The sequence below is a fragment of the Reyranella soli genome (genome assembly GCF_007992495.1).
Classification (GTDB): Bacteria; Pseudomonadota; Alphaproteobacteria; order Reyranellales; family Reyranellaceae; genus Reyranella; species Reyranella soli.
On the sequence record NZ_BKAJ01000241.1, the window covers coordinates 1 to 10,909 of the forward strand.

Here is a 10,909-nt window from a genome sequence, read left to right on the forward strand (position 1 = left end):
CCCCCAGCGAAGATCACCGCGAAATCCGCCGCAACGCGGCGGAGCGCCAGCGCAGTCAAGCGTCGGCGGTGACCGGGGCGGTGCTGCCGCAGTGATTGCAGCTCAGGCTGTTCGAGGCGCGTAGGCCATCGCAGGCCGGGCAGTAGCCGATGCCGATATAGATTGGCCGCTGCCGCGCCTGCTCTCGGGCCGGTCCGAAAACGGCGGCGTGCAAGGCATGCAGCCAGTCCAAGCGCAACCTCATCCCCGCAGTCTATCCCCGGATGCTGCCCGTCGATAGCGGCCCCCGCCTGGCTTATGCTCGGCCGGGATGCTGACGCTGCGCCAGATCGAGGTCATCAGGGCCATCATGGTGACCGGAACCGTGGGCGGTGCGGCGCGCCTGCTCAACGTCTCCTCGCCGGGCGTCAGCCGCGTGATGAAGCATGCCGAGACCACCCTCGGCCTGAAGCTGTTCAGCCGGCGGCACGGCCGCTATACGCCGAGCCCCGAGGCACGCGACCTCTTCAACCAGCTGAACGCCGTCTACGACAAGGTCGGCGATCTGCAATACGTCATCCGCCGCCTGTCGCAAGGTGCGGACTCCGAGCTGCGCGTGGGCTCGGTGCCCAGCATCTCCAACGTCATGGTCCCGCGCGCCGTCGAGGGCGTGCGCAAGCGCTTCCCGAACCTGCTGATCGACATGGATGTGCTGAAGTTCGAGGAGGCGCTCGACTACATCCTGCTGGGCAAGGGTGAGGCCGTCGCCATGAGCTCGCGCTTCGACCATCCCATGCTGACCTTCGAGCCGCTGGCCAAGGGCCGGTTGTTCTGCATCGTGCCGGAAGGCCATGCGCTGGCGCGCAGGAGCCGCCTCTCGGCCGCCGACATCGTGCGCCATCCGCTGATCGGCATCGATCCCAACGATCCCTACGGGCGGCTGATGGCGGGCATCTTTGCGCGCCTTGGCCTCACCTACGACGTCACGATCAAGGCGCGCTTCGGGACCATGGTTTGCGCCCTGGTCGGGCGCGGGCTGGGCATCGCCGTGATCGACGAGTTCACCTTGGCTGCCGATAACTGGAAAGGTATTGTCGCCTTGCCGATCGTCGAATCGACCGAGTTCCAGACCTACATCGCGTTCCGTCGCGATGCGGTTCTGTCGAGCTATTGTGAGCACTTCATCACGCTACTGCGGCGGGAAATGGAAATGCTGCATGCCGGAAAAGCTGCACCCCACCGAAAAATAACTTCAGGTTTGCATAATCGTAGGTCTTGATAATAGACGTTACTTTTCGCGTGCGGCATCAATGACGCGGGGAAACGCAAACCAAGAACGAGGAGCACATCATGTTGCGCAAGACTCTGGCAGTGGCGGGCCTCGCCATTGGCGGGCTGTGGGCGCCTGCCGGCTTCGCCCAGGACATCGTCATTCCCAACATCATCGAGCTTTCGGGCGGCGGCGCCACCGTCGGCGCCATGTGGAAGAACGGCTCCAGCATGGCCGTCGAGGAGATCAACGCCTCGGGCGGCATTCTCGGCAAGAAGATCAAGCTCGAGTTCATCGACACTGCGAGCGATCCCGGCAAGGCACGCGCCGCCATGCAGCGCGCGCTGGACGACAAGCCGATCGCCATCTTCGGGCCGATCTATTCGGGCTCGGTCAGCGCCACGCTGAAGCTCACGGCCGACGCCGAGGTGCCGCAGGTGATGGGCGGCGAGGCGGGCCCGCTGACGGCCCAGGGCTCCAAGTACATCTTCCGCACGTCGTTCGGCCAGAACGTGTCGATGCCCAAGATCGCCAATTACCTGCGCGATGGGGTGAAGGCCAAGACGGTCGCCGTCGTCTATGTGAACAACGACTTCGGCAAGGGCGGTCGCGACGCGATTACCAAGGAGCTGGCGGCGCGCGACATCAAGGTCGTGGCCGACATCTCGACCGAGGCCGGCCAGGCCGACTTCGCGGCCGACGTCATCAAGCTCAAGGGCGCCAACGCCGACGCGATCTTCGTCTATCTCAACGAGGAGGAGAGCGCGCGCTTTCTCCGTGAAGCCAAGAAGCAGGGCCTGAACAAACCGCTGATCGGCGAGACCACGCTGCTCGGCCAGAAGGTGATCGAGCTGGCCGGCGACGCGGCCAACGGCGTGAAGGGCCATGTCGGTCTCACCGTCGACGCGCCGGTGCCGGCCATCCAGGAGTTCGGCAAGAAGTACGAGGCCAAGTACAAGTCCAAGCCCGACCATAACGGCGTGAAAGGCTACATCGCGCCCTACATGATCAAGGCGGCGGCCGAGAAGGCGGGCAAGCTCGATGCCAAGGCGATCGCCGCGGCCCTGCACGGCATGACCATCACCCCCGACAAGGTGCCCGGCATCCTGATCGAGGCGACCTGGGACGACAAAGGCGAGATCGACCGCATCTCGTTCCTGGGCGAGGTCAAGGACGGCAAGCAGGTCATTACTGAGACGTTGCCGAAGCTGAACAAGTGATCCAGCAACGCTTCTCCTCTCCGCTGCTACACAGCGGAGAGGAGTGGCCCAAGCAAGGCTGTCATCCTGAGCGTAGCGAAGGATCTCATGCCAGTTGCAAGCGGCGATGAGGTCCTTCGCTGCGCTCAGGACGACATGACCTTTATCTTCCTAGCTGCGCAATGACCGACTTCCTCCAACTCCTGATCTCGGGCCTGGCGACCGGCGCGATCTATGCCCTGGCGGCGATCGGCTTCACGCTGCTGTGGCAGACCTCGCAGACCATCAACTTCGCGCAGGGCGAGTTCGTCATGGTGCCGGCCTTCCTGGCGCTGATCGCCATGCGCTGGTTCGGCGTGCCGTTCGTGCCCTCGCTGCTGCTTGCGATCCTGGGCTCGATGCTGCTGCTCGGCGTGGCCTTCCGCTACGTCATCGTCGGCCCGCTGATCCGTCGCGGCGTGCTGCCGCTCGTCATCTCGACCATCGCGCTCTCGATCCTGCTGAAGGAATCGGTCAAGGATTTCTATAGCGCCGAGGCCCAGACCTTCCCGACCTTGCTGCCCGACACGCTGATCACCGTGGCCGGTGTCTCGGTGTCGCTGGCCCAGCTCGGCGTGCTGGCGGTGGCGCTGGTCACCATCGTGCTGCTGCAATGGTTCCTGGCCGGCACGCGCACTGGCCGGCAGATGCAGGCGACGGCGCAGAACCCGACCGTGGCCCGCATCCTCGGCGTCCCGGTCGAGCGCATGATCCTCTACACCTTCCTGATCAATGCCGCGCTCGCCGCCATGGCCTCGCTGCTGGTCTCGCCGATTTACCTGGCCAAGTTCTCCAACGGCGAGACGCTCGGCCTGATCGCCTTCGTGGCGGCGATCGTCGGCGGCTTCAACCAGGTGCGCGGCGCCATCGCCGGCGGCCTTTTGATCGGCGTCCTGGACAATCTCGCCGCCGCCTATGTCTCGACGGCCTACCGTCAGGCCATCCCCCTGATCCTGCTGGTGCTGGTCATCCTGTTCCGCCCGCAAGGCCTATTAGGTCGCAAAGAGGAGCGCGCCGTATGAGCACGCGCACCTCGCTGCTGGTCGGCTTGGCCCTGCTGGTGCTGCTGGCCCTGGTGCCGGTCGATCTCAGCGACATCGGCGTGCCGTATCCCGGCCTGCGCCGCTACGGCACCTACATCCTCACCCTGTGGCTGGTGACGGCGATCGCGGCGATGGGCGTCAACCTGATCGTGGGCTATGCCGGCCAGGAGACGCTGGCCCAGGCCGCCTTCGTCGGCATCGGCGCCTATCTGACGGCCATCGTCACCAAGGCGGGCATGCCGTTCGGCGTGGCCTTCGCGGCCTCGGGCCTGCTGACCTTCGCCATCGGCATTGCGCTGGGCTTCCCGGCCTTGCGGGTGCAGAAACACTATCTCGCCTTCGTCACGCTGGCCTTCTCGGTCCTGTGCTGGCTGGTGTTCCGTAACGAGGAGTGGATCACCGGCGGCGTCATGGGCATCCGCGACATCGAGCGTCCGTCGTTCCTCGGCTGGCCGTTGCGCAATCACGTCCGCTTCTACTGGTTCGTGCTCGGTATCGCCTCGATCATGACCTTCGTGTTGTGGTGGATCGTGCGATCGCCCTGGGGCCGCGCCTTCACCGCCCTGCGCGAGAACCCGTTGCGCGCCGAGAGCCTGGGCATCGATGTCAGGCTCTACACCTTGCTCGCCTTCGCCTTGGGCTGCGCCTATGGCGGCATGGCGGGCAGCCTCTATGCGCCGCTGGTCGAGTTCATCGATCCCAGCCCGTTCGCGCTCGGACCCTCGCTGCTGTTCATGCTGATGGTGGTGATCGGCGGCAGCGGCACCTTCCTCGGGCCCTTCGTCGGCGCCGGCATCGCCGTGCTGCTGCCGGAATGGCTGCGCGCCTGGGAGACCTGGTACCTGCTGATCTACGCCGTGCTGGTGATGGTCATGATGGCGTTCTTCCCCGGCGGCATGGTCGGCCTGGCGACGCGCCTGCTGACCCGAAAGGCGCGGTTATGACGGCGCTGCTCGAGGTCCGCGACATCGAGAAGTCGTTCGGCGGCGTGCAGGCCGTGCGCGGCGTCTCCTTCGACGTGCGCGACGGCGAAATTCTCGGCGTCATCGGACCCAACGGTTCGGGCAAGTCGACGCTGTTCAACTGCATCCTGGGCCAGCTCGTGCCCGACCGCGGCAGCGTGCGCGTCAACGGCCGCGACGTGACAGGGCTGCGGCCCTCGCGCCTCAATCGCCTGGGCGTCAGCCGCACCTTCCAGCTCCTGCAGGTCTTTCCCGAGCTGACGGTGCGCGAGAACCTGATCCTGGCCGGCCAGGAGCATCGCGGCTCGCGCCTGTCGCGGCTGTTCGGACCGCGCGACGCCGGCCTCGGCGCCGAGGCCGACCGCATGCTCGATTTCTTCCGCCTGCGACGGCTCGAGGACGAGACGGCCGGCAGCCTGTCCTACGGCCAGCAGAAGCTCTTGGACGCCGCCATGGCCTTCATGTCGGGCTCGCGCCTGGTGCTGCTCGACGAGCCGGCCGGCGGCGTCAACCTCACCATGCTGGCCGACCTGCGCGAGCGGCTGGAGGCGATCAACCGCGAGACCGGCGTTACCTTCGTGGTGATCGAGCACAACATGGAATTCGTCATGGCGTTGTGCTCGCGGCTGATCGTGCTGGCCGAGGGGCGTATCATCGCCGAGGGGGCGCCCGCTGACGTGCGGCGCGATCCGTTGGTGATCGAAGCCTATCTGGGACACTGACATGACCCAGGAAGCCATTCTTACCCTCGACAGCGTCGTCGCCGGCTACGGCAAGATGACGATCCTGAACGGTGTCAGCGCCGCCATCCGGCGCGGCGCCATCACGACGGTGATCGGCCCCAACGGCGCCGGCAAGTCGACGTTGTTCAAGACGGTATTCGGCCTTCTGAGCGTCCGCACTGGCCGCGTCACCTTCGACGGCGCCGACACGACCTCGCACGAGCCGCGCCGCATGCTCGATGCCGGCATGTGCTACGTGCCGCAGGGCCGCAACCTCTTCCCGGAGCTGTCGGTCCGCCACAATCTCGAACTGGGCGGCGTGGCGCTCAGCGACACCTCGCGGCTTGCCGGCCGCATGGACGAGATGATGGCGCGCTTCCCAATGCTGCGCGAGAAGGCCGACGCCCAGGCCTCGACCCTGTCGGGCGGCCAGCAGAAGCTTCTGGAGGTCGCACGTGGCCTCCTGCTCGAGCCCAAGCTGATGCTGATCGACGAGCCCTCGATCGGCCTGTCGCCCCTGATGGTCCAGGAGGTCTTCTCGATCCTGAAGGACCTTCGCAGTGCCGGCGTGTCGATCCTGATGATCGAGCAGAATGCCCGTCAGGCGCTGGCCATTTCCGACTACGGCCTGGTGCTGGAGCAGGGCCAGACCCGCATCGAGGACACCGCCGCCAACATCCTGGCCGACCCGCGCATCGCCCAGCTCTTCCTGGGCGGCGGACTGGCCCCAGCGACATAGGAGAGACCGCGATGACCTCACGCATGCTCGTCGGCCTGATCGGCACCAACATCCAGAAGTCGCTGGCGCCGGCGCTGCATGAGGACGCGTTCACAGCGGCGGGCGTCTCAGGCCACTACCATCTGATGGATGTTGCGACCCTGCAGGGCCGGCGTCTCGAAGACTTGCTGGCTGCTGCCCGCACCGCGGGCTTCGCCGGCGTCAACATCACCCATCCGTTCAAGGAAGCAGTGATCCCGCTGCTCGATGCCGTCTCGACCGAGGCGACGGAGATCGGCGCGGTCAACACGGTGGTGTTCGACAACAGCGGCCGCACCACCGGCCACAACACCGATTGCTCGGGCTTCCGCCAGGCCTTCATCGAGACCTTCGGCGCCGACGCCGTCCGCGGCCAGCCGGTGCTGCTGCTGGGCGCCGGCGGGGCAGGGCGCGCGGTCGCTGTGGCGCTGATGGCGCTGGGCGCCTCGACGGTGCGCATCTACGACCAGGACCAGGCCCGCGCCACCGGGCTCTGCGCCGATCTCATCATGCGCTTCGGCGCCGATCGCTGCGAGCTCTTGACCGATCCCGAAACGGCCGCGGAGCAGGTCGCCGGCATTGTCAATGCGACGCCCGTCGGCATGACCGGCTATCCCGGCCTGCCATTGCCGGTGCGCCTGGTCCAGAGGCATCATTTCGTCGCCGACGTGATCTACACGCCGATCGACACCAAGTTCGTGCTGGCCGCCCAGAAGAAGGGCTGCCGCACCATGAATGGCGGCGGCATGTGCGTGCACCAGGCCGTCGATGCCTTCCGCCATTTCACCGGTCTCGTGCCCGACGTCGCGCGCATGAAGCGGACCTTCGAGACGGCCTGCGCCGCCCGCGACGCGGCTTCTTCGACGGGAGGACCGAAATGAAGACAGCCATCGCTACGGTCTGCCTGAGCGGCGGGCTCGACGACAAGCTCGAGGCCATCGCCAATGCCGGCTTCGAGCGCGTCGAGCTGTTCGAGAACGACCTTTTATCGTTCAACGGCTCGCCCGCCGATGTCCGGCGCATGATCGAGGACTACCGGCTGCAGACGATCACCTTCCAGCCGTTCCGCGACTTCGAGGGCATGCCGCCGGCCTTGCGCGAGCGCGCGCTCACGCGCGCCGAGCGCAAGTTCGATGTCATGGAAGCGCTGGGCTGCGACCTGCTGATGGTCTGCTCCAACGTCTCGCCCGACAGCCTGGGCGGCATCGACCGCGCCGCTGCCGATCTGCGCGAGCTCGGCGACCGAGCCGCCCGCCGCGGCATGCGGGTCGCCTTCGAGGCGCTGGCCTGGGGCCGGCACATCAACGACTACCGCGACGCCTGGGAAGCGGTGCGGCGCGCCGATCATCCGGCGGTCGGCCTGGTGCTCGATACCTTCCACATCCTGGCGCGCGGCACGGATCTCTCCGCCATCCGCGCCATCCCGCGTGATCGCATCTTCCTCGTGCAGGCCGCAGACGCGCCCAAGCTCGACATGGACTACCTGTCGTGGAGCCGGCACTTCCGCAATTTCCCGGGGCAGGGCGACTTCCCCCTCGACTCCTTCATGGACGCGCTGGCTGCCACCGGTTTCGACGGCCTGTTCTCGCTGGAGATCTTCAACGACCAGTTCCGCAGCGGCTCGACGCGCCAAGTGGCGGTCGATGGCCATCGCTCGCTGATCTATCTTTTGGACCGGCTGCACGCGCGCTCGGGCCATACCGTCGCCGGCCTGACACCGATGCCGCCACGAGCGAAGTGCCTGGGCGTCGAGTTCATCGAGTTCGCCCTGGACGATCAGGCCGCCGTCCCCTTCGAGAGCATGCTGCAGGGGCTGGGCTTCCGCCGCGCCGGCCAGCATATCTCCAAGCAGGTCACGCGATGGCGCCAGGGCGACATCAACATTGTGGTGAACACCGAGAAGGAAGGCTTCGCCCACTCCTACAACATCACCCACGGCACGTCGGTCTGCGCGCTCGGCCTGCGCGTCGACGATGCCGCCGCCACGCTCGACCGCGCCCAGCTCCTGCTCGACATGCCGTTCCGCCAGGCCGTCGGACCGGGCGAGCTGGAGATTCCTGCGGTGCGCGGCCTGGGCGGCAGCCTGGTCTATTTCATCGATCCCAAGACCGACCTGGCTCGTGTGTGGGATATCGAATTCCGCGCGGTCGCGGACGGCTCGGACAAGGGAGATGCCGGCCTGCAGCGGGTCGACCACCTCCAGCAGGTGATGCTTTACGACGAGATGCTGAGCTGGCTCCTGTTCTACACCTCGCTGCTCGAGGTCGATAAGACGCCGGCGCAGGACGTGCTCGATCCGGGCGGCCTGGTGAAGAGCCAGGTGGTTCAGTCAGACGACGGCCGATTGCGCCTGGTGTTGAACGGCTCGCAGTCCGGGCGCACGCAGACCTCGCGCTTCCTGTCGGAAGCTTTCGGCTCGGGCGTGCAGCACATCGCGCTCTCGACCGACGATCTTCTGACAACAGTGCGCCAGCTCGAAGCCAACGGCGTGAAGCTCCTGCCGGTGCCCGAGAACTACTACGACGACCTGGAAGCCAAGAGCGAGCTCACGATGGAGCTGATCGACACGCTGAAGGCGCACAACATCTTCTACGACCGCGAAGGCGATGCCGAGTACTTCCAGGTCTACACGAACACCATCGAAGACCGCTTCTTCTTCGAGATCGTCGAGCGCCGCGGCTATCGCGGGTACGGCGCGGTCAACGCCCCCATCCGGCTGGCCGCGCAGGCGAGGCTAGGCGGCCGCCCGCTCTAGTCATACGCGGACCGCGGGCGGGACGCCCTGGGCGCATGTGAATGCGCCCAGGTCCGCGTATGACTAATCGTAGAATTGCGGCGACCGCTTCTGCGCCTGGCTCTGCGGCTTATCGTGGTTGATCCACAGCTGGGCCTTCTTGTCGGCCATCAACGCCTCGATCTTCTTGAACGAGGCCTGGGTCTGGTCGGCGCTGGTGTTCATCGAGGCTACGCGCTTGTTGTCCCAGTTGTCCTTGAAGTGGATGGCGTCGCCCGAAAGGATCAGCCAGCCGGTCTTGGGCAGGTGCACCAGCAACGACTGGTGGCCGGGCGTGTGGCCCGGCGTCGAGATGATGGTGGCGCTGCCGTCGCCGAACACGTCGAGGTCGCCTTCGAGCTTGCGGATCGGCCGCTCGGCCTTGAAGGGCGGCTTCTTGTCGGTGGCGAAGGCGAAGTCGAACTCGGCCTTCTGCATGAGGAGCGTCGAGTCGGGGAACATGTCGACATTGCCGATATGGTCGCCGTGATGGTGCGAGACCGCGACGTACTTGATGTCGGCCGGCTTGACGCCGACCTCGGCCAGTTGCGCGGCCAGAGTCTTGGCGCGCGTTGCCGTGCCGAGCGGACCGGTGACCGGCTTCTCGGCGATCGCATCGGGATAGCCGGTGTCCCACAACAGCCAGTCCGAGCCGTGGCGGATCAGGTAGCAGTTGTCGGAAAGCTCGATCGGCTTGCCGACATTGACGCCGGGCGACCAGCGTGACTGGTCGGTCGCGGCATTGTTGCCGCAATCCATGGCGTAGAGCCGATCGGCCGTGCCCGTCTGGGCTTGGGCGTTGGCCAGCCCGAACGATGCAGCCAGAACCAGACCGACAAGTCCCGTCTTCAGCATGGTTTCCTCCTCAATCGACCGGACGGTAGCGTCGCACCGCCGCGATACCCAGGATGATGAACCCGATCAGCACGATGCCCTGCGCCACGGCGAAGGGCGGCTCGGAGCCGGTCGGCGCGAACTTGTTGAGATAGGCGAACTTGTTGAACGACTGGGCGATCGCCACGAAGAAGTTGAGGTAGAGCGCGGCGACCGCGGTCGCGACATAGACCTTGCGCCATGGCCCAACGAGCTTCTTGCCGTAGATCGCGTAGAGAGCCACGGCCAGAATCACCAGCGAGATCGCACCGACGACGAGCCCCGGCGTCAGTCCCTTGATGGGAAAGAAGTAGCCGGTGACGCTGGTGAGGATCGTCGAAATGAGAAAGAAGGCATTCCAGCCGGCGATCGGCGCGCTCTGGAGCATCAATGCCACGACGATGAAGCCGGTCATGATGCCGACCAGGCTGATGACGACGTGCACGAAGGTGAACGTCTCGACCGACATACCCAGAATCATTACGTCCCCCGTTGTAGTGGCCTGGAGCTTAGCGCATGGAAGCTGCATCCGATAAGCCATTCCCGCGCCACAAAGTTTGGCGATTCAGGCATTCCCCTCAAATAATGGAGAGAACATGCCTGCTTCGATCGCGCGCCGCGGTTTCCTCGCTGCTCCGTTGCTGGCCCTTCCAGCCTTCGCCGACGATGCAACATCCCGGCTGGCCGAGCTCGAGCGCCGCAACGGCGGCCGACTGGGCGTCGCGGCGATCGATACGGCGAGCGGCCGTCGCGTCGGCCATCGCGCCGAAGAACTCTTCCCGCTGTGCAGCACTTTCAAGTTCTTGGCCGCAGCCTTCGTGCTGGCCCGCGTCGATCGCGGCGAGGAGAAGCTCGATCGCCGCGTCTTCTTCACCGACAGGGACCTCGTCACCTATTCGCCGGTGACCAAGCAGCATGTCGGTCTCGGCGGCATGACGATGGCGGAGATCTGCGAGGCCGCCGTGACGCTGAGCGACAACACGGCGGGCAACCTCATGCTCGCAAGCTTCGGCGGGCCGGCCGGGCTGACCACCTATGCGCGGTCGCTGGGAGATCGGACGACGCGCCTCGATCGCATCGAAACTGAACTCAACGAGGCGAAGCCCGGCGATCCGCGCGATACCACGACTCCCGTCGCCATGCTCGACACCATGCAGCGCCTGCTGATCGGAGACGCCCTGTCGGCATCTTCGCGAGATCAGTTGATCGGCTGGTTGCTCGCCAGCAAGACGGGCGCCCGCCGCCTGCGTGCCGGCATCCCTGCGGACTGGAAGGTCGGCGACAAGACCGGC

Annotated in this window: 11 protein-coding genes; 9 read left to right on the forward strand and 2 right to left on the reverse strand. The window is 66.0% G+C overall.

Annotated features, from left to right (window positions below):
* Nucleotides 1-310: 310 nt before the first annotated feature.
* From RSO01_RS43775 to RSO01_RS43810, 8 genes are all read left to right on the forward strand, one after another.
* The gene (locus RSO01_RS43775) at nucleotides 311-1,258 is read left to right on the forward strand and encodes a LysR family transcriptional regulator (protein WP_147156912.1); all 948 of its coding nucleotides are present in this window, start codon (nucleotides 311-313) and stop codon (nucleotides 1,256-1,258) included.
* Nucleotides 1,259-1,329: 71 nt separating this feature from the next.
* Nucleotides 1,330-2,469, forward strand: coding sequence for an ABC transporter substrate-binding protein (locus tag RSO01_RS43780; RefSeq protein WP_147156913.1), 1,140 nt, complete (start codon nucleotides 1,330-1,332; stop codon nucleotides 2,467-2,469).
* A 161-nt stretch (nucleotides 2,470-2,630) separates the two neighbouring features.
* A complete protein-coding gene (locus tag RSO01_RS43785) occupies nucleotides 2,631-3,509 on the forward strand; it encodes a branched-chain amino acid ABC transporter permease (protein WP_147156914.1) in 879 nt (292 codons plus the stop codon).
* The gene (locus RSO01_RS43790; protein WP_147156915.1) at nucleotides 3,506-4,474 is read left to right on the forward strand and encodes a branched-chain amino acid ABC transporter permease; all 969 of its coding nucleotides are present in this window, start codon (nucleotides 3,506-3,508) and stop codon (nucleotides 4,472-4,474) included. Before RSO01_RS43785 ends, RSO01_RS43790 begins: the two co-directional genes overlap by 4 nt.
* Nucleotides 4,471-5,214: an ABC transporter ATP-binding protein gene (locus tag RSO01_RS43795; RefSeq protein WP_147156916.1), complete on the forward strand. Its 744-nt coding sequence runs from the start codon at nucleotides 4,471-4,473 to the stop codon at nucleotides 5,212-5,214. The genes RSO01_RS43790 and RSO01_RS43795 overlap by 4 nt, the downstream gene beginning before the upstream one ends.
* Nucleotide 5,215: 1 nt before the next feature.
* Nucleotides 5,216-5,953 carry an ABC transporter ATP-binding protein gene (locus tag RSO01_RS43800; protein WP_147156917.1) on the forward strand — a complete coding sequence of 246 codons (738 nt, stop codon included), beginning with the start codon at nucleotides 5,216-5,218 and terminating at the stop codon, nucleotides 5,951-5,953.
* Between the two features lie 11 nt (nucleotides 5,954-5,964).
* On the forward strand, nucleotides 5,965-6,852 hold the full coding sequence (locus tag RSO01_RS43805; RefSeq protein WP_147156918.1) for a shikimate dehydrogenase: 888 nt from the start codon (nucleotides 5,965-5,967) through the stop codon (nucleotides 6,850-6,852).
* Nucleotides 6,849-8,726: a bifunctional sugar phosphate isomerase/epimerase/4-hydroxyphenylpyruvate dioxygenase family protein gene (locus RSO01_RS43810; RefSeq protein ID WP_147156919.1), complete on the forward strand. Its 1,878-nt coding sequence runs from the start codon at nucleotides 6,849-6,851 to the stop codon at nucleotides 8,724-8,726. The genes RSO01_RS43805 and RSO01_RS43810 overlap by 4 nt, the downstream gene beginning before the upstream one ends.
* Nucleotides 8,727-8,789: 63 nt before the next feature.
* On the opposite strand, the gene RSO01_RS43815 is transcribed toward RSO01_RS43810, so the two are convergent.
* Nucleotides 8,790-9,599 carry an N-acyl homoserine lactonase family protein gene (locus tag RSO01_RS43815; RefSeq protein WP_147156920.1) on the reverse strand — a complete coding sequence of 270 codons (810 nt, stop codon included), beginning with the start codon at nucleotides 9,597-9,599 and terminating at the stop codon, nucleotides 8,790-8,792.
* A gap of 10 nt (nucleotides 9,600-9,609) precedes the next feature.
* Nucleotides 9,610-10,098, reverse strand: a complete 489-nt coding sequence (locus RSO01_RS43820) for a hypothetical protein (protein WP_147156921.1) — start codon at nucleotides 10,096-10,098, stop codon at nucleotides 9,610-9,612.
* A gap of 115 nt (nucleotides 10,099-10,213) precedes the next feature.
* On the opposite strand from RSO01_RS43820, the gene bla reads away from it, so the two are divergent.
* Nucleotides 10,214-10,909, forward strand: a 696-nt coding sequence (gene bla, locus RSO01_RS43825) for a class A beta-lactamase (protein WP_147156922.1), incomplete at its 3' end; no start/stop codon positions are given.